The organism is Pseudomonas sp. CNPSo 3701 (assembly GCF_028674975.1).
Lineage (GTDB): Bacteria > Pseudomonadota > Gammaproteobacteria > Pseudomonadales > Pseudomonadaceae > Aquipseudomonas > Aquipseudomonas straminea.
The window spans coordinates 45,918-67,360 of record NZ_JAQZSI010000001.1; the positions used below are offsets into that span (position 1 = coordinate 45,918).

Sequence of the window (21,443 nt, forward strand, 5' to 3'; positions counted from 1 at the left end):
TTACCGCATGCACATGTCTCATTGTCGATGGGCCGCGCGCCTGGCATTCACACTCTGTCTGCCCGCCTCGGCCCTGGCCATGCCGCTGGACCAGGCCGTGCGCAACGGCCTGGCTATTCACCCTCAGGTGCGCGCCGCGGTAGCGGAGGCGGCCCGCGCCGAGACCGAAGTGAAGATTGCCAAGGGGGGTTATTACCCGTCGTTATCGATGTCCGGCGGGCCGCAGGAGTTCGATATTGGCGAGACCGTCTATGACGTCACCGTCTCGCAGATGCTCTATGACTGGGGCCGCGTCGACAGCCAAGTCGACAGCGCCAAGGCGAACCAGCGCCAGCTCTCGGCCACCGCCGAAGTCACCCGTGAAGACGCTGCGCTGGACATCGTCGAAACCTATCTGGACGTGCTGGTCGCCCAGCGCCGTATCGAGGCGGTGCGCCGGCACATTCGCCTGCTCGACGACATCCGTGGGATGACCGAAGCACGCGGCGCCGACGGCTATTCGGATCGCAGCGAGCAGGATCGTGCCGGCCTGGAAATCGCGCGCGCCCAAGAGCAACTGGCCCTGGAAAAAGGCGCCCTGCTGGATGCCGGCAACCAGTTCGCGCTGCTCGTCGGGGCACCAGCGGAAGGCTTGGCCGAACCACGCCCACAGTCCATGCAGCGCTATCTGGCTACCCGCGATTTACCGCGGCTGATTACCGGCTCGCCGCTCTATCAGCGCGCAACGGAAGACACCAACCTGGCTCAGGCCGAATTGCGCGGCACCAAGGCGGCGCTGCTACCGCAACTGAATCTTGAAGCCTCAGCCACACGCAGAGAGATCGGCGGGCGCCTGCAGAACGATTCGATGGTCAACCTGCGCCTGCGCATGGACACCATCCAGGGCCTGTCCAACTTCCAGCGCCCCACCGCTGCCGCGCAGCGCCTGGAATCCGCGAGCTGGGGCCAGGACGCCATCCAGCGGGACATTCGCCGACAGCTGCAGAGCCTGTTCGACATCGGCGATTCGCTGCTCTGGCGCGAGCATGCGCTGGCCGTGCAGGTGCGTGATTCCGAGCAGGTCGGCGGCCTGTACCGCGAGCAATTCGAAGTGGGCCGCCGCGACGTGATCGACCTGCTCACCGTGCAGCGCGAGCGTTTCGAAGCCGAGCGCCAGCTGATCGTCCTGCAGGTCGAGCGCCTGCGCCTGGAATACCGCGCTGCGGCGCAGATCGGCCTGCTCGGCCCCCTGCTGGAGAACGGCCTGAATGGATCCTGACACGCTGACCACGCCGGGCAAGAACCAGGACCCGCTGCGCCAGGGCCTGGTGCTGCTGTGCCGGCAGCTCGGCCGCCCGGTGACCGACGCCGAGCTGGCCGACGGTATCGCCCTCGAACAGGGCCGCCTGCCGCTGCGCATGGTGCCGCGCGCCCTGCGTCGCGCCGATATCGTCGCCCAGGTCAGCGAAGAGAAGCTGCAGCGCATCGACGACTACCTGTTGCCGGCCTTGTTGCTGCTCAAGGACGGGCGCTGCGTGGTGCTGGTCGGCCAGCACGGCGAGCAGGCGGAGATCCTCGTGCCGCACAGCGACGGCGGTATGCAGCAATTGCCGATTGCCGACCTGGAGCCGTTGTACAGTGGCATGGCGGTTTTCGCCAAGTGCCGCTATCGGCCGGACGGCCGAGCCGAGGAATTCGCCAGCCCGACGCGCGAGCACTGGTTCTACGGGGCGCTCAAGCGCCTGCGGCGCTCCTATGTGGAAGTGGCCGTGGCGGCTTTCATCGCCAACCTGCTAGCCATCGCCGCTGCGTTGTTCGCCATGCAGGTATACGACCGCGTGGTGCCCAACGCGGCCTTCGACACGCTGTGGGTGCTGGCCAGCGGCGTTGCCCTGGCCATCGTGCTGGAAAGCCTGCTGCGCGGGTTGCGCGCCCACCTGCTCACCACCCTGGGCAAGCGCCTGGATCTGCAGCTTTCATCACTGCTGTTCGAGCGCGTGCTCAACACCCGCCTGGGCGCCAAGCCGGCGTCGGTCGGGGCTTTCAGCACGCAGATACGCGAGTTCGAATCGGTGCGCGAATTCTTCACTTCATCCAGCGCGGCGGTGATCAGCGACCTGCCGTTCGTGTTCATCTTCCTGTTGATCATCGCCCTGATCGGCGGCCATGTGGTCTGGGTGCCGGTGGTCGCCGCCGTGCTGATGATCCTCCCCGGCCTGCTCGCCCAAGACCGCCTGGCGCGGCTATCACGCCAAAACCTGCGCGAAGGGTCGGTGAAGAACGGCATCCTGCTGGAATCCATCGAACACCTGGAAACGGTCAAGGCCAGCCGCGCCGAAGGCCGTTGCATGCACCTGTGGGAAACCCTCACCGCGCAGCTCGCCGGCAGTGCGATGAAGACCCAGAGCCTGACCTCGGCGCTCAGCTACGGGGTCAGCACCGTGCAGCAGCTGTGCTACGTGGGGGTGGTGGTATTCGGCGTGTACCGCATCAGCGATGGGTATCTGAGTATGGGCGCATTGGTCGCCTGCTCGATCCTGGCGGCGCGCACCATCGCGCCGCTGTCGCAGATCGCCGGCATTCTCGGCCGCTGGCAACACACCAAGGTCGCCCTCGAGGGCCTCGACCAGTTGATGAGCGGCCCGGTCGAGCGCCCGGCCGGGCAGCGTTTCGTGCGCAAGGAACAGCTGGCCGGCGACTATCGCCTCGAGCAACTGCGTCTCGCCCATGACGATGCGCCACCTATCGTCGACATCAACGCCCTGAGCATCCGCGCCGGAGAACGGGTCGCCCTGCTGGGTGGCAACGGCGCCGGCAAATCCACCCTGCTGCGCCTGCTCGCCGGGTTGCTAGACCCCAGTGCCGGGCGGGTGATGGTCGACGACATCAGCCTGACCCAGGTCGACCCCGCCGACCGCCGCCGGCATATCGGCTATCTGCCCCAGGACATCGCGCTGTTCTACGGCACCCTGCGCGATAACCTCAATCTGGAAGGCACGGCGGTCAGCGACGAGGAGCTGTTCGAAGCCCTCGACGGCGTCGGCCTCGGCGCCTGGGTGCGCAGCCATCCGCTGGGCCTGGACCTGCCCATCCAGGGCAATGCCAGTCTATCCGGTGGCCAGCGCCAGGCGGTCGGGCTGGTGCGCGTGCTAGTGCAGGACCCGCCCATCGTATTGCTCGACGAACCGACATCGTCCTTCGACCAGACCAGCGAAAAGAACGTGGTCGAGTATCTGCAGCACTGGGTCAGCGGGCGCACCCTGATACTGGTGACCCACAAGAAGGTCATGCTCTCGCTGGTCGAGCGTGCGGTGGTGATGCGCCAGGGTCGGGTGATCATGGATGGCGCCCTGGATCAGGTGGTGCAGGACAACGTGGTGAACGCGCCGCAGGAGCCGCGGGGAGGCAACCATGCCGTCCAATGACCGCCTGCGCCGGCAGCTCGACGATCCCCTGCTGAGCGCCACCCATCCGTTGTTCCGGCCCTTGCTGTGGACGGTGCTGGCCACCGTGTTGCTGTTCATCGGTTGGGCCGCCTGGGCCGAGCTCGATGAAGTGACCCGTGGCGACGGTCGCGTGGTGCCCTTTACCCGCATCCAGAAGATCCAGAGCCTGGAGGGCGGAATCCTCGACCGCCTGCTGGTCGGCGAAGGCGATCTGGTCGAAGTCGGCCAGCCGCTGGTGCGCCTCGACGAGACGCGCTTTCGCACCTCCTTTCAGGAGTCGGCCAACCAGTCGGCGGCCCTGCGCGCCACCATCGCGCGCCTGGATGCCGAAGTGCTGGGCAAGGAGCGCATTGACTTTGCCGAGGACATCGACCCGACCAGCCCCCTCGCGCGCTCAGAGCAGGAGTTGTTCAAGTCGCGGCGCGACAAGCTGCAGGACGGCGTCAGCGCCATTAACCGACAGATCCGCCTGGCGCAGCTGCAGCTCAACCTGGTCGAGCCACTGGTAGCCAAGCGCGCCGTGAGCCAGATGGAAGCGCTCAAGCTCAGCCAGGAAGTCGCCACGCTCAATGGCAAACTCAGCGAACTGCGCAGCAGCTATTTCCAGGATGCCTACACCGAGCGGCAGAGCAAGAAGAGCGAACTCAGCGCCCTGGAGCCCATCGTCGCGCAGCGCCAGGATCAACTGCGCCGCACCGAGATCCTGTCGCCGGTGCGCGGCCGGGTGAACACCGTGCTGATCAACACCCGCGGCGGGGTAATCCAGCCCGGCGAGCCGATCATGGAAGTAATCCCGGTCGAGGATCAGTTGCTCATCGAAGCCCGTATCAAACCCCGCGACGTCGCCTTTCTGGTACCGGGCATGCCCACCAAGGTGAAGATCACCGCCTACGACTACAGCATCTACGGGTACCTGACCGGCACCCTCGAACAGATCAGCGCCGACACCATTTTCGAGGAAACGGCCCAGGGCAAAGAGTTCTACTACGAGGTACTGATCAAGACCGACGGCAGCCAGCTCAAGCGCCGCGACGAAATCCTGCCGATCATCCCTGGCATGGTCGCCGAAGTGGACATTCTCAGCGGCAAGCGCACGGTGATGAACTACCTGCTCAGGCCGTTGCTCAAGGCACAGCTTTATTAAGCTTTGATCAACGCCCCGGATTAATGAGCGATGGAGAGTCGCCGGCGCATGCATTAAAGCCACTGACACGTGCATCACGCTGGGTATTTGGCTAGCGCGGATTTATCCACAGGACTGTAACCCTTACCCCCGGCGCCTTCGCTGGGTACCAGCTTCGCCGACACTTATACAGTTGAGGAGCCCGTTGCCAGTCCAAGACAACCAGCCGTCATACAACAACGCAATTTCATCGCACGCACCATGGGCTGCACATTTGCCCGCGACGCGGCCGCAAACATGTGGATGCCAGCGAGTAGTAGACCATCATGCGGTTGCTGTGGATAACCATCCCCAGCCTGCCGAGGATAACGGCATGGTGGTCATCCGTGGTGCCACCACCGTCACCTTCTGAGCAGCTTCAGGTCAGGCGCCGATCACACCGCCATCATCGCGGCTGATGACCACCACCGTCGAGCGGGGATGAACGCCGGCCTGGTGATCCGGGAAGCTCGAGCCGCCCTCTTCGCCCGGGTGTTGAATGCCCACGAACATGCTCTTGTAATCCGGCGAGAAGGCCAGGCCGGTCACCTCGCAACCCACCGGGCCGACCATGAAGCGGCGAATCTCGCCCGTGTGAGGGTCAGCGCAGAGCATCTGGTTGTTGCCCATACCGGCGTAGTCGCCCTTGTTGCTGTACTTGCCGTCGGTCAGGATCCACAAGCGGCCACCCTCGTCGAAGCCGACGCCATCCGGGCTGTTGAACATGTTGTCGGCGTTGACCGCGTGGCTGCCCGCCTGGGGCGTGCCGGCATGCACCACCGGGTTACCGGCGACCACGAACAAGTCCCACTGGAAATCCAGGGCGGCGGCATCGTCGCCATGCTCGCGCCAGCGCAGAATCTGCCCGTACAGGTTGTTGGCACGCGGGTTCGGACCGCCGACTGGTTGGCCAGGCTCGCCGCGCTTGCTGTTGTTGGTGAGGGTGCAATAGACCTGGCCATCCTTGGGGCTGACGGTAATCCACTCGGGGCGATCCATGCGCGTGGCACCGACCTGCGTGCCGGCCTGGCGCGCTCGAATCACCACTTCGGCCTGGCTAGCAAAGCCTTTATCGGCAGTCAGCCCATTTTTCCCTGCCGTCAGCTCGATCCACAGACCACGGCCTTCGGGGTGATCGGCATCGCCGTTGCCCTCGTCGAAACGCGCCACATACAGCGTGCCCTGATCGAGGATGTGACGGTTGGCCTTGGCGTTATCACGGTCCAGGCGATCGCGGGTGATGAACTTGTAGATGAACTCGCCGCGTTCGTCGTCGCCCATGTACACCACCACGCGGCCATCGCGGGTGGTAGTCAGCGCAGCGTTCTCGTGCTTGAAGCGGCCCAGGGCGGTGCGCTTGATCGGTTTGGCTTTTGGGTCGAACGGGTCGATCTCGACGATCCAGCCGTGGCGGTTCAGTTCGTTGGGGTTCTTGGCAATGTCGAACCGCGGGTCGAAGCGGTGCCACTCGTTCTCGGCACTGGCATGCAGCACGCTGAAACGCTTCTGATCCGGGGTGAACTGCAGGTTGGCGTCGCTGCTGCCAAAGCAGTCGCTGAAGTTCTCTTCGCAGGTCAGGTAAGTGCCCCAGGGTGTCTGGCCGCTGGAGCAGTTCTGGAAGGTGCCCAGCACCTCGACACCGAGCGGGTCGGCTTTGGTCTTGAGCAGGTCATGGCCGCGAGCCGGGCCGCTCACCTCTATCGGTAGGTTGCCATGCACCCGACGGTTGTAAGGCGAGCCTTGCACAAAGGCCCAACCGCTCGCACCACGGCGTACTTCGATCACCGTCACGCCCTCGGCGTTCTGCGCCTTGCGCACGTCCTCGGCGGATTTCGGCAGGCCTCCATGGGCCAGCAGGTAGCGGTAATTCACGTACTCATTATTGATAGCCATCAGCGCGCGATCGGGGTCGCCCGGCCACGGGAAGAAGCTCATGCCATCGTTGTTGTCGCCGAACTGCAGCAGTTGCTCGGCCGCGGTGTTGCTGCCATCCCCCTTGAAGGTTGGCCCGCCATTTTGCAACGGCTGACCCCAGCTGATCAGCGGGCGGAATGAATAACCGGCCGGCAGGGTGATGGTATCGGCGGTGGATGCTGGCAGGTTGCTGAAACCCAGCAGCGGGCTGGCAATGGTGGCGCCTATCGAATCAGCCAGCACGCTGCGACTCAACAACCCGCCACCCAAAAACAGCGCCGCGCCGGTCAACGCCCCGGCGCCGATGAAGCGGCGACGGGAAAGGGTCAGTCGTTCGAGGTCGGTCAATTGATCGTCATGCATCACGGCGCTCCTGCGTTCTTTTGATGCGCAGGGACGCTAGGCATATTTCATGACGATTGGATGACGAACGTACCTAGCCTGGCCTCAAACGAGGTTATGCATTAACTATTCGCTATTCACATTTCTCGTGGCCGATTCTGTGGATAAGCTGGGAGCGGACGCTTAAATCCCTAGTGCCACGTGATTCATGGAGAACTGTTCATTATTTGAACAGTCACGTTTCTTTATGCACAGATACCTTGGATAAAAACTTTCATCACCTGTGGATAGAACGCTGTGAGGCAGTAATTACGCTGCCTTTATTGGAACTGATTAATCCTTGATCAGCACCGCAGTCATCTCGCCTGGGCAATGTAAAGCAATCTCTATATGATTCATATACGAATCATATAAAGAGATCTATCCATGGGTATCGTCAATATCGAAGATGAGCTGCACGACCAGATCCGTCGTGCGAGCAGCGTGTCTCATCGTTCTATCAACGCTCAGGCCAGCTTCTGGATCCGCATCGGCATGCTCTGTGAAATGAATCCGACCCTGAGCTTCAACGAAGTAATGGCCGCTGAGCTGCGTGCTGCCGGCGTATCGGCGCCCGGCCTGGCGAACGCGTCATGATCAAGACGCCAGAACAAATCGCTCTGATGGCCGAAGCCGGCCGGCTATTGGCCTCGGTCTTCACTCACCTTGATAAGCTGGACCTGTGCGGAATGTCGACGCTGCAGGTCGACGGCATTGTGGATAACTTCATTGTCCACAACCTTAACGCCCGCCCGGCCAGTAAAGGCCAGTACGGTTTCGCCTACTCGCTCAACGCCTCCATCAACAGTGTGGTGTGCCACGGGGTGCCAAGCGCCAAAGACGTATTGCAGAACGGCGACCTGGTTAATTTCGATATCACCCTGGAAAAGAACGGCTACATCGCCGACTCCAGCAAGACTTACCTGATTGGCGAGGTGTCGCCCGAAGCGCAGCGCCTCGCCCGCGTGACTTACGAGGCGCTGTGGGAAGGTATCGCTGTCGTGCGGCCAGGCGGCCGGTTGGGCGACATCGGTCATGCCATCGAACGCCACGCCCGCGTCCACGGCTATACGGTGGTACGCGAGTATTGCGGCCATGGCATCGGCAAACAGATGCATGAAGCACCGGAAGTGCTGCACTGGGGCAAGGCCGGAACCGGCCTGACCCTGCGCGAAGGCATGACCTTCACCATCGAGCCGATGCTCAATCAGGGCAAGGCAGGCACCCGAACGCTGGGGGATGGTTGGACGGTGGTAACCACCGATGGTTTGTTGTCCGCCCAGTTCGAGCACACCGTGGCGGTCACCGCTGATGGCGTCCGCGTGCTGACCCTGCGACCGGATGAGACGCCGCTGCGCTGATACAGGTTTAACGTCAAAGCCGACCAGACTAGCTATTCAGCCGGTGGCGGCGTAAGCCTGATCAGCTATCCAGCCTGACCAGTACCCAGGGCAGCATCAGTTGGGTCAGCGGCCCAATGCCAAAAGCGAACAGCAGGGTGCCAATGCCCAGCACCTTGTAGCCGGCCAGCAGGGTGCCGATCAGCAGCACGGCCAGTTCAATGGCGGTGCGCATGGAGCGCAGTGAATAACCGGTTACCCGATGCAGGCCGGTCATCAGGCCATCCCGCGGGCCACGGCCCAGCTGGGCACCGATATATAGCGCTGAGCCGAAACCACAGAGCAGCACGCCGCCCAGGGTCAGCAGCAGGCGCCAGATAAAACCCTCCGGCGCAACCAGCTGCTGCAGGGTGAGGTCGGCCACCAGGCCGATCACTACGGCGTTGGCGATGGTGCCCAGGCCGGGGATTTCGCGCAGCGGAATCCACAGCAGCAGCACCGTGAAGGACACACCCACCACGATCCAGCCAAAGCTCAGCGGCAGCATCTTGGCCAGGCCGACATGCAACGCATCCCAGGGCGACAGCCCCAGGTTGCCGCGGATCATCATCGCCATGGAAATGCCGAAGAACGCCAGGCCGACGAACAGCTGCAGCAGACGCCGCGGCAGTTGGCCGGCGCGCAATTGCGCCAGTGGCCCCAACTGAACCAGCACAGCCCTGTCGCCCATCATTCCACCGTGACTGACTTGGCCAGGTTACGTGGCTGATCCACATCGGTGCCGCGCAGCACGGCCACATGGTAGGACAGCAGTTGCAGCGGCAGGGTATAGAGGATCGGTGCCAAGGCATCGTGGATATGCGGCATGTTCACCACATGGGTGCCTTCGCCATTGCTCATGGCCGCACTGGCATCGGCGAACACGATCAGCTCGCCGCCACGGGCGCGAACCACCTGCAGGTTGGACTTGAGCTTGTCGAGCAGGTCGTTGTTGGGCGCCACCGTGACTACCGGCATGTCGGCGTCGACCAGCGCCAGCGGGCCGTGCTTGAGCTCACCAGCCGGGTAGGCCTCGGCGTGGATATAGGAAATTTCCTTGAGCTTGAGGGCGCCTTCCATCGCCACCGGATACTGGGCACCACGACCAAGGAACAGGGTGTGGTGCTTTTCGGCGAACAGCTCGGAAACCTTCTCGACGATCTTGTCCATGGCCAGAGCTTCGTCCAGGCGCGCCGGAAGACGGCGCAGCTCATCGACGAGTTCGGCGGCGACACCCGCTTGCAGCGTGCCCTTGACCTGGCCGAGTGCCAGGGTCAGCAGCATCAGGCCCACCAGCTGGGTGGTGAAGGCCTTGGTCGAAGCCACGCCGATCTCGGGGCCGGCATGGGTCAGCAGGGTCAGGTCGGACTCGCGTACCAGCGAGCTTATGCCGACGTTGCAGATCGCCAAGCTGGCCAGGTAACCGCCATCGGCCTTGGCGTTGCGCAGCGCGGCCAGGGTGTCAGCCGTCTCGCCGGACTGGGAGATGCTGACGAACAAGGTGTCCGGCTGCACCGCGACGCGGCGATAGCGAAACTCGCTGGCCACTTCGACCTGGCAGGGGATGCCGGCCAACTCTTCGAGCCAGTAACGGGCAACCATGCCGGCGTGGTAGCTGGTACCACAGGCGACGATCTGCACGTTGCGCACCTTGGCGAACAGTTCGGCGGCCTGGGGGCCAAAGGCCTGCACCAGCACATGGTCGCTGCCGAGGCGGCCTTCCAGGGTGCGTTGCACGACCTTGGGCTGCTCGTGGATCTCCTTGAGCATGAAGTGACGGAACACGCCCTTGTCGGCCGCATCGGCACCTTCGTGGTACTGCACCGCTTCGCGCTGCACAACGTTGCCGTTGGCATCCCAGATCTGCACGCTGTCGCGCTGGATTTCGGCGATATCGCCTTCTTCCAGATACATGAAACGGTCAGTGACCTGGCGCAGGGCAAGCTGGTCGGAGGCGAGGAAGTTCTCGCCCAGGCCCAAACCGATCACCAGCGGGCTGCCACTGCGCGCGGCGAGCAGACGATTCGGGTTGGCCGCGCTGATCACCGCCAGGCCGTAGGCGCCGCGCAATTGCTTGACCACCGCCTTGAGGGCCTCGGCCAGGTCGCTATGGCTCTTCAGGGTGTGGTCGAGCAGGTGGACGATGACTTCGGTGTCGGTATCCGAGCTGAAGTGGTAACCCAGGCCCTGCAACTGCTCGCGCAACGGGCCATGGTTTTCGATGATGCCGTTGTGCACCACCGCCAGTTGGTCGCCGGAAAAGTGTGGGTGGGCATTGTTTTCGGTCGGCACGCCGTGGGTGGCCCAGCGGGTGTGGGCGATGCCCAGGCGGCCCGGCAATGGTTCGCTGTCCAGTGCCGCCTCCAACTCGCTGACCTTGCCGACGCGACGACGGCGCTGCAGGCTGCCCATGTCATCGAGCAGCGCTACGCCGGCGCTGTCATAGCCGCGGTACTCGAGACGCTTCAGGCCCTCGACCAGCACGGCGGTGATGTTGCGTTCGGCGATGGCGCCTACGATGCCACACATAGCGTTCTCCTCAGGATGCGTCAGTGGCCGCGCAGATCAGCTGGATCCCGCGGGCCAAGAGTTGTTCGCGCGCCTCGCTGTCGAGGCGCTCGTCGGTAATCAGGGTGTGCACGCTGCCCCAGGGCAGCTCGAGATTGGGAATGCGCCGGCCGATCTTGTCGCTCTCGACCATCACGATCACCTCACGGGCCACCTCGGCCATCACCCGCGAAAGGCCCAGCAGCTCGTTGAAGGTGGTGGTGCCGCGCTGCAGATCGATGCCGTCGGCGCCGATGAATAGCTGGTCGAAATCATAGGAACGCAGCACCTGCTCGGCGACCTGGCCCTGGAAGGATTCCGAATGCGGATCCCACGTGCCGCCGGTCATCAGCAGCACCGGCTCGTGCTCGATATCGCGCAGCGCATTGGCCACGTTCAGGGAATTGGTCATCACCACCAGCCCGGGCTTGTGGCCCAGCTCGGGGATCATCGCCGCCGTGGTGGTGCCGCTATCGATGATGATTCGCGCATGCTCGCGGATGCGCGCCACACCAGCCCGGGCGATCGCCTGCTTGTAGCGAGACAACGGCTGGCTGCTCTCGACCATCATTTCCTGGGGCAGCGGCACTGCACCGCCGTAACGGCGCAACAGCAGGCCATTGGCTTCCAGCGCGGCAAGATCCTTGCGAATGGTTACTTCGGAGGTGGCGAAACGCTTGGCCAAGGCGTCGACGCTCACCTCGCCCTGCTCGGCGAGCAAGGCAAGAATGGTTTGTCGACGTTGCGGTGTGTTGCGTTTCGACATGCTTAAGTTTCGATTCGAAAGATAATGACGCGAATCAAAACTCAACACGCTTTTGGCGTCAAGAGGAACATTACTGTGGATAACCCTGATGGCCACTGCGGTGCGCTGGCGGCCGGGTTATCCACAGCGTGTGACTACGGGTTCTTCTTGGTGGGACGCTGCCAGCCTTCGATATTGCGTTGGCGGCCGCGCGCGACGGCCAGGTTGTTGGCCGGCACATCCGAGGTAACGACCGAACCGGCAGCGGTAGTGACGCCATCGCCCAGTGCTACGGGCGCTACCAGCGCACTGTTGGAGCCGACGAAGACATCCTCGCCCATTACGGTGCGGTGCTTGTTGGCACCGTCGTAGTTGCAGGTGATGGTACCGGCGCCGATGTTGCTGCGCGCACCGATCTCGGCATCGCCCAAGTAGCTCAGATGACCGGCCTTGGCGCCCTCGCCCAGCACGGCGTTCTTCAACTCCACGAAGTTACCCACATGGGCCTTGGCGCCCAGTACGCTGCCCGGCCGCAGACGGGCGAAGGGACCGCAATCGGCACCTTCACCCACTTCGGCGCCTTCCAGATGGCTGTTGGCCTTGACGATGGCGCCCTTGCGCAGGGTGCTGTCCTTGATCACGCAGTTCGGGCCGATCTGTACGTCGTCTTCGATGACTACCTGGCCTTCGAGGATCACGTTGATGTCGATGGTCACGTCACGGCCAACGGTCACCTCACCGCGCACGTCGAAACGATGCGGATCGCGCAGGGTTACGCCCTGGGCCATCAGCCGGCGAGCCATGCGCTGCTGGTAATGGCATTCGAGCTGGGCGAGCTGTATACGGTCGTTGGCGCCAAGCACTTCCATTTCGTCGGCAGCGGTAGCGGTGGCCACTACCAGGCCGTCAGTGACCGCCATGGCGATCAAGTCGGTCAGGTAGTACTCGCCTTGGGCGTTGCTGTTCGACAGCCGCCCCAGCCAGTCGCCCAGGCGCTTGCCGGGCACGGCGAGAATGCCGGTGTTGCCTTCACGGATCTGCCGCTGTGCCTCGCTGGCATCCTTGTGTTCGACGATGGCCTGCACGGCGCCCTGCTCGTCACGCACGATGCGGCCGTAGCCGGTCGGGTCGGCCAGCTCGACGGTGAGCAGGCCCAGCTGGTTGTCGTTGACCAGCTCCAGCAGGCGTTGCAGGGTCGCCGGCTCGATCAGCGGCACGTCCCCGTACAGGATCAAGACCGTATCGGCACTCAAGGCCGGCTGGGCCTGGGCCACAGCGTGGCCGGTACCCAGCTGCTCGGCCTGGATGACGAAATTCAGGTCGTCGGCCGCCAGGCGCTCGCGTACCTTCTCGGCGCCATGGCCGATCACCACCTGGATGCTCTGCGGCTGCAAGCTGCGGGCGGTGTCGATGACGTGGCCAAGCATGGGCTTGTGAGCGACCGGATGCAGCACCTTGGGCAGCGCTGAACGCATGCGGGTGCCCTGGCCAGCGGCGAGAATGACGATATCGAGGGACATGACAGATCCAGATAAACGAGAGCGGAAAGAAAGAGGGTTCACAGCAATCCGTTGCGCGAGTGTCGATCAGAAAAGGGTTCATCGCGGCTGAAGCCGCTCTCACATGATCGGGTTATCCACAACCTTGGTTAAATCGCAGGCAAGAAAAAGGGTAGCCAAGGCTACCCCTTTTCCAAGCAACGATGAAGAGCGTCGGTATCAGCTACCGCCGAACTTCTTGCGCATTTGCTGGACGGTGCGCAGCTGGGCTGCGGCCTCGGCCAGACGAGCAGCGGCGGAACCGTAGTCGAACTCGGCTCCCTGCTCGCTCAGCGCTTTCTCGGCAGCCTTGACGGCTTCCTGAGCGGAGGCTTCATCCAGGTCAGCAGCGCGTTGCACGGTGTCGGCGAGTACCTTGACCATGCTTGGCTGCACTTCCAGGAAGCCACCGGAGATGTAGAACACCTCGATATCGCCACCCTGCTTGACCAGACGAATCGGGCCCGGCTTGAGGTCGGTGATCAGCGGCGCGTGGCCCGGGGTGATACCCAGATCACCCAGGTTGCCATGCGCGATCACCATCTCGACCAGACCGGAGAAGATCTCGCCTTCTGCGCTGACGATGTCGCAATGGACTGTCATAGCCATATCTAGCCTCACGTAAGCGCCCGTTGCCGGGCGCACGGGATTACAGTTTCTTCGCTTTCTCGATGGCTTCTTCGATGCCACCGACCATGTAGAACGCCTGCTCCGGCAGGTGATCGTACTCACCTTTGAGGATGCCGCTGAAACCAGCGATGGTGTCCTTCAGGGAAACGTACTTGCCTGGCGAACCGGTGAACACTTCAGCAACGAAGAACGGCTGGGACAGGAAGCGCTGGATCTTACGAGCACGGGATACCAGCTGCTTGTCTTCTTCCGACAGTTCGTCCATGCCGAGGATCGCGATGATGTCCTTCAGCTCTTTGTAGCGCTGCAGCACGTACTGAACGCCGCGAGCGGTGTCGTAGTGCTCCTGGCCGATCACGTTCGGGTCCAGCTGGCGCGAGGTCGAGTCCAGTGGGTCGACCGCCGGGTAGATACCCAGGGAGGCGATGTCACGGGACAGTACGACAGTGGCGTCCAAGTGGGCGAAGGTGGTCGCCGGGCTCGGGTCGGTCAGGTCGTCCGCAGGTACGTAAACGGCCTGGATCGAGGTGATCGAACCGGTCTTGGTGGAGGTGATGCGCTCTTGCAGAACACCCATCTCTTCAGCCAGGGTCGGCTGGTAACCTACTGCCGACGGCATACGGCCGAGCAGTGCGGATACTTCGGTACCGGCCAGGGTGTAGCGGTAGATGTTGTCCACGAAGAACAGAACGTCACGGCCTTCGTCACGGAACTTCTCGGCCATGGTCAGGCCGGTCAGGGCGACGCGCAGACGGTTGCCTGGTGGCTCGTTCATCTGACCGTAGACCAGGGCTACCTTGTCGAGAACGTTGGAGTCCTTCATCTCGTGGTAGAAGTCGTTACCCTCACGAGTACGCTCACCCACACCGGCGAATACGGAATAACCGCTGTGCTCGATGGCGATGTTACGGATCAGCTCCATCATGTTTACGGTCTTGCCGACACCGGCACCACCGAACAGACCGACTTTACCGCCCTTGGCGAACGGGCAGACCAGGTCGATAACCTTGATGCCGGTTTCCAGCAGCTCGTTGGAGCCCGATTGCTCGGCGTAGGTCGGTGCGGCACGGTGAATGCCCCAGCGCTCTTCTTCGCCAATCGGACCGGCTTCGTCAATCGGGTTGCCCAGCACGTCCATGATACGGCCCAGGGTCTTGACCCCGACCGGCACCTGGATGCCAGCGCCAGTGCTGTCGACGTTCAGGCCACGCTTGAGGCCTTCGGTCGAACCCATCGCAATGGTACGCACCACGCCGTCGCCCAGCTGCTGCTGAACTTCCAGAGTGGTTTCGGCGCCGACTACTTTCAGCGCTTCATAAACACTCGGCACCTTGTCACGCGGGAATTCCACGTCGATGACGGCGCCGATGATTTGAACGATACGTCCGCTACTCATCTTTGGTTCCTCTGAATATTTGAACCGTTAAACCGCGGCAGCGCCGCCGACGATTTCCGAAATTTCCTGGGTGATCGCTGCCTGACGTGCCTTGTTGTAGATCAACTGCAGGTCTTTGATGAGGTCGCCCGCGTTATCGGTGGCGTTCTTCATCGCGATCATCCGTGCGGCCTGTTCGGCTGCATTGTTCTCGACCACTGCCTGGTACACCTGCGACTCCACGTAGCGCACCATCAGCCCGTCAAGCAGCTGCTTGGCGTCGGGTTCGTACAGGTAGTCCCAGTGGTGTTTCAGCTCCTGATCCGCATCGGCCACCAGTGGAATCAACTGCTCCACGGTCGGCTTCTGGGTCATGGTATTGATGAACTTGTTGGAAACCACGGACAAACGGTCGATACGCCCTTCCAGGTAAGCATCGAGCATCACCTTGACGCTGCCGATCAGATCATTGATCGACGGCTCTTCGCCGAGGTGGCTGATCGCAGCAACGACGTTGCCACCAAAGTTGCGGAAGAATGCCGCACCCTTGCTGCCAACTACGCAGAGATCAATCTCCACGCCGCGCTCGCGGTTTGCCGACATGTCCTTGACCAGGGCCTTGAACAGGTTGGTATTCAAGCCACCGCACAGACCACGGTCCGAACTCACCACCACGTAACCGACGCGCTTGACTTCGCGTTCGATCATGAAGGGATGACGGTATTCCGGGTTGGCGTTGGCCAGGTGACCAATTACCTGGCGGATACGCTCCGCATAGGGACGGCTAGCTGCCATGCGCTGTTGTGCCTTGCGCATCTTGCTGACCGCCACCTTTTCCATGGCGCTGGTGATCTTCTGCGTGCTTTTGATGCTCGCAATCTTGCTGCGAATCTCTTTTGCGCCTGCCATTTCACACCTATCGGGTTAGCAGGCGGGCGTCTTGCGACGCCCGCTGCGGCTTACCAGGTTTGGGTGGCTTTGAACTTCTCGATACCGGCTTTCAGCTGGCCATCGATGTCGTCATTGAAGTCACCCTTCTCGTTGATCTTCGCCATCAGGTCGGCGTGATCACGGTTGAAGAAGGCGATCAGAGCCTGCTCGAAGCTGATGATCTTGGCGACTTCGATGTCGGTCAGGAAACCACGCTCGGCGGCATACAGCGACAGCGCCATGTCCGCGATGGACATCGGAGCGTATTGCTTCTGCTTCATCAGCTCGGTAACGCGCTGACCATGCTCGAGCTGCTTGCGGGTGGCTTCGTCCAGGTCAGAAGCGAACTGGGCGAATGCCGCCAGTTCACGGTACTGAGCCAGAGCGGTACGGATACCACCGGAGAGCTTCTTGATGATCTTGGTCTGCGCAGCACCACCCACACGGGATACCGAGATACCGGCGTTGACGGCCGGACGGATACCCGAGTTGAACATGGCCGATTCCAGGAAGATCTGACCGTCGGTGATGGAAATCACGTTGGTCGGAACGAACGCGGAAACGTCACCAGCCTGGGTTTCGATGATCGGCAGAGCGGTCAGGGAACCGGTCTTGCCAGTCACGGCGCCGTTGGTGAACTTCTGGACGTACTCTTCGGAAACGCGCGATGCACGCTCCAGCAGACGGCTGTGGAGATAGAACACGTCGCCCGGGTAGGCTTCACGGCCTGGCGGACGGCGCAGCAGCAGGGAGATCTGACGGTAGGCAACGGCCTGCTTGGACAGGTCATCGTAAACGATCAGTGCATCTTCACCGCGGTCGCGGAAGTATTCGCCCATGGTGCAGCCGGCGTAAGGAGCCAGGAACTGCAGCGCAGCGGATTCGGAAGCCGAAGCAGCGACGACGATGGTGTTGGCCAGAGCGCCGGACTCTTCGAGTTTGCGAACCACGTTGGCGATGGTCGATTGCTTCTGACCAACGGCTACGTAGACGCAGAAGATACCGCTGTTCTTCTGGTTGATGATGGCGTCGACGGCCAGGGCAGTCTTACCGATCTGACGGTCACCGATGATCAGCTCGCGCTGGCCACGGCCTACCGGGATCATGGCATCGACCGACTTGTAGCCAGTCTGTACCGGCTGGTCGACCGACTTACGCCAGATCACACCTGGAGCCACTTTCTCGACAGCGTCGGTAGCGGCGGTGTTGATCGGGCCTTTGCCATCGATCGGGTTGCCCAGTGCGTCGACGACGCGGCCCAGCAGCTCCGGACCAACCGGAACTTCCAGGATGCGGCCAGTGCACTTGGCGCTCATGCCTTCGGCCAGGGTGGTGTACGCACCCAGGACAACGGCACCGACGGAGTCTTGCTCCAGGTTCAGTGCCATACCGTAGACGCTGCCCGGGAACTCGATCATTTCGCCGTACATGACGTCGGCGAGACCGTGAATGCGCACGATACCGTCGGATACGCTGACGATGGTGCCTTCGTTACGGGCTTGGGAAGAGACGTCGAGTTTCTCGATACGTCCCTTGATGATTTCACTAATTTCGGAAGGATTGAGTTGCTGCATAGCTCTGCTGCCCCTTCAAACTCAAGATTTCAATGCTTCGGCCAGCTTCGCGATCTTGCCGCGAACTGAGCCATCGATAACCAGGTCGCCGGCGCGGATCACGACACCACCAATCAAGGCGGCGTCCTCCGCAGCGTGCAGGCGCACTTCCCGGCCGAGCCGTGCACTGAGAACCTTGGCGAGTTTGTCTTGCTGTTCATCGCTCAATGCGAAGGCACTGGTAACGTCCACGTCGATCGACTTCTCCTGCTCGGCCTTGTACAGCTCGAACAGTGCGAAGATTTCCGGCAACAGGGCCAGACGATCATTCTCCGCGACAACGTGGATGAAATTGCGCACCTGGGCGTCGAACTTGTCACCACACACCTCGACGAAGGTGGTGGCCTTGTCTGTACTCGTCAAACGCGGGGCCTTGAACACGCTCTGCAGGGTGGCGTCCTGAGACACCGCCGCTGCCAGGCCGAGCATGGCTGACCAAGAGGCCAGCTGCTGGTGGGCCTGGGCGTATTCGAAAGCCGCCTTGGCATAAGGTCGGGCCAACGTGGTCAGTTCTGCCATGATCGCGCCCTCGCTTAAATTTCGGCGGCCAGTTTGGAAACCAGCTCCGCATGCGCGTTTTGGTCGATGGATGCGCCCAGGATCTTCTCGGCACCGCCGACGGCCAGGGCACCCACTTGGGCACGCAGGGCGTCTTTGACGCTGTTGATTTCCTGTTCGATCTCGGCCTGAGCCTGAGCCTTCACGCGATCCGCCTCGACGCGAGCCTGATCACGGGCTTCATCGACGATCTGGTTCGCGCGTTTCTTGGCTTGCTCAATGATTTCAGCAGCCTGTGTCTTGGCTTCGCGCAGTTGCTGACCCGCTTTCTCTTGGGCCAACTCCAGGTCACGAGCCGCACGACTGGCAGCGTCCAGACCTTCAGCAATCTTCTTCTGACGCTCTTGCAAAGCCGCAATGACCGGAGGCCATACGAACTTCATGCAGAACAGCACGAAGATGAAGAAGGCAACGGACTGGCCAATCAGGGTTGCATTAATGTTCACGCCAACACCTCGCTCGTTCGTTGTCCATCACACCAATCAACTCGAAAAATTCGAGTGATTAGCCAGCGATTTGACCAACGAAGGGGTTCGCGAAGGTGAAGAACAGTGCGATACCAACACCGATCATGGTCACGGCGTCCAGCAGGCCGGCGACGATGAACATTTTGACTTGCAGCATCGGAACCATTTCCGGCTGACGCGCAGCGCCTTCCAGGAACTTGCCGCCCAGCAGGCCGAAGCCGATAGCGGTACCCAGAGCGCCCAGGCCAATCAGCAGAGCAACAGCGATCGCGGTCAGACCAACTACAGTTTCCATCTTTCCTCCCGACTTTTTACGTCGTATTGGTTAAGGTTTTTCTAAGGGTAAAGCGGTAAAGCAAAACCGTTACTTCCAGTGCCCTTGCGGGCGTTCCAGCCGAGGCTGGATCCATCGACAACGCCGCGCATCAAGGATGCGCGATACGTTCATCAATGGCTGTCTTCGTGCGCCATCGACAGGTAGACAATGGTCAGCATCATGAAGATGAAGGCCTGCAGCGTGATGATGATCAGGTGGAAGACTGCCCAGGCCCACTGCAGAACGCCTGCCAGTGCTGCCAACAGAATGCCGCCGCCGAACATGACCGCGATGAGGATGAAGATCAGCTCGCCAGCGTACAGGTTGCCGAACAGTCGCAGGGCCAGAGACACCGGCTTGGCGATCAGGGTCACGAACTCCAGCAGGAAGTTGACCGGGATCAGCAGGATCTTGACGAAGATGTTCTTGGCGCTGAACGGGTGCAGGGTCAGCTCGCCCAGGAAGCCGCCAATGCCCTTGACCTTGATGCTGTAGAAGATGATCAGCGCGAATACCGACAGGGCCATGCCCAGGGTGGCGTTCGGGTCGGTAGTCGGTACAGCGCGGAAGAACAGGTGCTCGTCGCCGGCGATCTTGGCGGCAGCGACCGGGATCCAGTCCACCGGCACCAGGTCCATCAGGTTCATCAGGAAGATCCAGACGAAGATGGTCAGGGCCAGCGGGGCGATCAGGGCGTTACGGCCGTGGAAGGTGTCCTTCACGCTGCCGTCGACGAACTCGACCAGCACTTCGACGAAGTTCTGCAGGCCACCGGGTTGACCGGAGGTGGCGCGCTTGGCAGCGGCCTTGAACAGGAAGATGAAGATCAGACCCAGCACCACGGAGATACCCAGTGTATCGAGGTGGAAAGCCCAGAAGCCCATTTCTTTGGCTTCCTGGGCGTTGTGGGCGAACCCCCAACCATTGACCGGGTGCTGACCGTAGGTCAGGTTCTGCAAGTGATGCTGGATATAACCCGAAGCGGTTTCTGCAGCTGCCATAAATCCCTCAAACGCTCTAAGGCTTTAAAAATCATCTCTTCATCAGCAAGGGTGCGAACCAGTTGACCAATTGGGTCAGGAGGAAAACGCCGAACAAGGCCGCCGCATCCAATGGCTTCACACCTGCGAACACCAGTGCGAAAAGCACTGCTGTCAAAACCAGTTTCCCTGCTTCGCCGGCGTAGAACGACCGGACGATGGCCTGGGCTGCCCGCGCTCCGGAGAACCGGAATGCCTTGTGGGCAAAGTACAGATTCGGCAGCCAGGCAATCAGCCCGCCGCACAATCCGGAATAACCAGCGGTTGTGCCCTTCCATTGCCAGCAGGCAGCGGCGAGAACCAACAGCACCAGCAGTTGCACCACGAGAATCGGAAACACCGGCAGACGATGGAACGGCAAGCGTTTGGGCGTGCGGGTATCCATCATTTTTCCCGGGGAAACAGCTCTCAGATATCGTTGCCAAGCTAATCAATAACTTGGCACATTTTGTGCCGCCGAAATGCGCGCAGAGTATAGGGGTGGTTCCCACCCCATTCAACTGCCCGAAAGTCTTTTCGCCGTAGTGCTCGAGGAGCAATTGTTTCAGCGGATGTGGGCTAGGACGCCCTGAAGCTCATCGAGGGAATTGTATCGAATGACCAGCTGGCCCTTGCCCTTCTGGCCGTGCTTGATCTGCACGGGAGAGCCCAGCCGCTCAGCCAGGCGCTGTTCGAGGCGGCTGATATCCGGATCGACCTTGGTGGTGGCAGTTGGCCGCTCCTGGGTGTTCAGCCACTGACGCACCAGCGCCTCGGTCTGACGTACGGTCAGGCCCCGTGCGACAACGTGTCGCGCACCTTCGGTCTGCTGCTCGACCGGCAGGCCGAGCAGTGCGCGGGCGTGGCCCATTTCCAGGTCGCCATGAGAGAGCAGGGTTTTCACTTCCTCGGGCAGGGCAATCAGGCGCAGCAGGTTGGTAATGGTCACCCGCGACTTGCCGACGGCTTCGGCGACCTGTTGTTGGGTCAGCTGAAATTCCTGCTGCAGGCGCTGCAGCGCCATGGCTTCTTCGATGGGGTTGAGGTCTTCGCGCTGGATGTTCTCGATCAGCGCCATGGCGATGGCGGCTTCGTCCGGCAGCTCGCGTACCAGCGCCGGGATGCAGTCCAGCCCGGCCTGCTGGGTGGCTCGCCAGCGGCGTTCACCGGCAACGATCTCGAAACGCCCTTCGCCCACCGGACGCACCACGATGGGCTGCATCACGCCGTGGGTCTTGATCGACTGGCTCAGCTCCTCGAGCGCGGTGACGTCCATATCGCGACGCGGCTGGTACTTGCCGCGCTGAATCAGGTCCAGAGGCAGGTGCTGCAGCTCACGGGTATCGGCCTTGACCGCTTCCTGCTCGAGCGTATCGACGCTGGTGCCTCCCAGCAGGGCGTCCAGGCCTCGACCGAGCCCACGTTTCTTGGCAGCCATGCACAG

Annotated in this window: 20 protein-coding genes; 5 read left to right on the forward strand and 15 right to left on the reverse strand. The window is 62.0% G+C overall.

The window, feature by feature from the left end:
- Positions 1–7 precede the first annotated feature (7 nt).
- Genes PVA39_RS00150 through PVA39_RS00160 form a run of 3 tightly spaced genes read left to right on the forward strand, consistent with a single transcriptional unit; the run spans position 8 to position 4,569 of the window.
- On the forward strand, positions 8–1,258 hold the full coding sequence (locus PVA39_RS00150) for a TolC family protein (protein WP_274122272.1): 1,251 nt from the start codon (positions 8–10) through the stop codon (positions 1,256–1,258).
- Positions 1,248–3,404 carry a type I secretion system permease/ATPase gene (locus PVA39_RS00155; protein WP_274122273.1) on the forward strand — a complete coding sequence of 719 codons (2,157 nt, stop codon included), beginning with the start codon at positions 1,248–1,250 and terminating at the stop codon, positions 3,402–3,404. The genes PVA39_RS00150 and PVA39_RS00155 overlap by 11 nt, the downstream gene beginning before the upstream one ends.
- Complete coding sequence (locus PVA39_RS00160; protein WP_274122275.1) at positions 3,391–4,569, forward strand: HlyD family efflux transporter periplasmic adaptor subunit; 1,179 nt, start codon at positions 3,391–3,393, stop codon at positions 4,567–4,569. Before PVA39_RS00155 ends, PVA39_RS00160 begins: the two co-directional genes overlap by 14 nt.
- Before the next feature lie 402 nt (positions 4,570–4,971).
- Here PVA39_RS00160 and PVA39_RS00165 read toward each other — a convergent pair whose 3' ends face one another.
- Positions 4,972–6,864, reverse strand: coding sequence for a PhoX family protein (locus PVA39_RS00165; protein WP_274122276.1), 1,893 nt, complete (start codon positions 6,862–6,864; stop codon positions 4,972–4,974).
- Between the two features lie 405 nt (positions 6,865–7,269).
- Between PVA39_RS00165 and PVA39_RS00170 the strand changes: the two genes are divergently transcribed.
- Both PVA39_RS00170 and map read left to right on the forward strand, forming a co-directional pair.
- Positions 7,270–7,479, forward strand: a complete 210-nt coding sequence (locus tag PVA39_RS00170; RefSeq protein ID WP_093501107.1) for a ParD-like family protein — start codon at positions 7,270–7,272, stop codon at positions 7,477–7,479.
- Complete coding sequence (gene map / locus PVA39_RS00175) at positions 7,476–8,243, forward strand: type I methionyl aminopeptidase (RefSeq protein WP_274122277.1); 768 nt, start codon at positions 7,476–7,478, stop codon at positions 8,241–8,243. The genes PVA39_RS00170 and map overlap by 4 nt, the downstream gene beginning before the upstream one ends.
- 61 nt (positions 8,244–8,304) lie before the next feature.
- Here map and yczE read toward each other — a convergent pair whose 3' ends face one another.
- The 14 genes from yczE to PVA39_RS00245 form a co-directional block, all read right to left on the reverse strand.
- Positions 8,305–8,952: a membrane protein YczE gene (yczE, locus tag PVA39_RS00180; protein ID WP_274122279.1), complete on the reverse strand. Its 648-nt coding sequence runs from the start codon at positions 8,950–8,952 to the stop codon at positions 8,305–8,307.
- A complete protein-coding gene (gene glmS / locus PVA39_RS00185) occupies positions 8,952–10,790 on the reverse strand; it encodes a glutamine--fructose-6-phosphate transaminase (isomerizing) (RefSeq protein WP_274122280.1) in 1,839 nt (612 codons plus the stop codon). Before glmS ends, yczE begins: the two co-directional genes overlap by 1 nt.
- 10 nt (positions 10,791–10,800) lie before the next feature.
- Positions 10,801–11,574, reverse strand: a complete 774-nt coding sequence (locus PVA39_RS00190) for a DeoR/GlpR family DNA-binding transcription regulator (RefSeq protein WP_274122281.1) — start codon at positions 11,572–11,574, stop codon at positions 10,801–10,803.
- Between the two features lie 134 nt (positions 11,575–11,708).
- A complete protein-coding gene (glmU, locus tag PVA39_RS00195; RefSeq protein WP_274122283.1) occupies positions 11,709–13,073 on the reverse strand; it encodes a bifunctional UDP-N-acetylglucosamine diphosphorylase/glucosamine-1-phosphate N-acetyltransferase GlmU in 1,365 nt (454 codons plus the stop codon).
- A 198-nt stretch (positions 13,074–13,271) separates the two neighbouring features.
- Positions 13,272–13,700 carry a F0F1 ATP synthase subunit epsilon gene (locus PVA39_RS00200; RefSeq protein ID WP_013793551.1) on the reverse strand — a complete coding sequence of 143 codons (429 nt, stop codon included), beginning with the start codon at positions 13,698–13,700 and terminating at the stop codon, positions 13,272–13,274.
- Positions 13,701–13,740: 40 nt separating this feature from the next.
- Positions 13,741–15,117, reverse strand: a complete 1,377-nt coding sequence (atpD, locus tag PVA39_RS00205) for a F0F1 ATP synthase subunit beta (protein WP_013793552.1) — start codon at positions 15,115–15,117, stop codon at positions 13,741–13,743.
- A 27-nt stretch (positions 15,118–15,144) separates the two neighbouring features.
- Positions 15,145–16,005: a F0F1 ATP synthase subunit gamma gene (atpG, locus tag PVA39_RS00210; RefSeq protein ID WP_192292459.1), complete on the reverse strand. Its 861-nt coding sequence runs from the start codon at positions 16,003–16,005 to the stop codon at positions 15,145–15,147.
- Positions 16,006–16,055: 50 nt separating this feature from the next.
- Positions 16,056–17,600, reverse strand: a complete 1,545-nt coding sequence (gene atpA / locus PVA39_RS00215) for a F0F1 ATP synthase subunit alpha (protein ID WP_274122284.1) — start codon at positions 17,598–17,600, stop codon at positions 16,056–16,058.
- Between the two features lie 21 nt (positions 17,601–17,621).
- The gene (locus PVA39_RS00220) at positions 17,622–18,158 is read right to left on the reverse strand and encodes a F0F1 ATP synthase subunit delta (protein ID WP_013793555.1); all 537 of its coding nucleotides are present in this window, start codon (positions 18,156–18,158) and stop codon (positions 17,622–17,624) included.
- A gap of 14 nt (positions 18,159–18,172) precedes the next feature.
- The gene (locus PVA39_RS00225) at positions 18,173–18,643 is read right to left on the reverse strand and encodes a F0F1 ATP synthase subunit B (protein WP_013793556.1); all 471 of its coding nucleotides are present in this window, start codon (positions 18,641–18,643) and stop codon (positions 18,173–18,175) included.
- 58 nt (positions 18,644–18,701) lie between these two features.
- Complete coding sequence (gene atpE, locus PVA39_RS00230; RefSeq protein ID WP_003097235.1) at positions 18,702–18,959, reverse strand: F0F1 ATP synthase subunit C; 258 nt, start codon at positions 18,957–18,959, stop codon at positions 18,702–18,704.
- Between the two features lie 152 nt (positions 18,960–19,111).
- Entirely contained in the window at positions 19,112–19,981 is an 870-nt protein-coding gene (atpB, locus tag PVA39_RS00235) for a F0F1 ATP synthase subunit A (RefSeq protein ID WP_013793557.1), read from the reverse strand.
- Between the two features lie 31 nt (positions 19,982–20,012).
- Positions 20,013–20,405, reverse strand: a complete 393-nt coding sequence (locus PVA39_RS00240; protein ID WP_274122286.1) for a F0F1 ATP synthase subunit I — start codon at positions 20,403–20,405, stop codon at positions 20,013–20,015.
- A gap of 159 nt (positions 20,406–20,564) precedes the next feature.
- The gene (locus PVA39_RS00245) at positions 20,565–21,437 is read right to left on the reverse strand and encodes a ParB/RepB/Spo0J family partition protein (RefSeq protein ID WP_274122288.1); all 873 of its coding nucleotides are present in this window, start codon (positions 21,435–21,437) and stop codon (positions 20,565–20,567) included.
- Positions 21,438–21,443 lie beyond the last annotated feature (6 nt).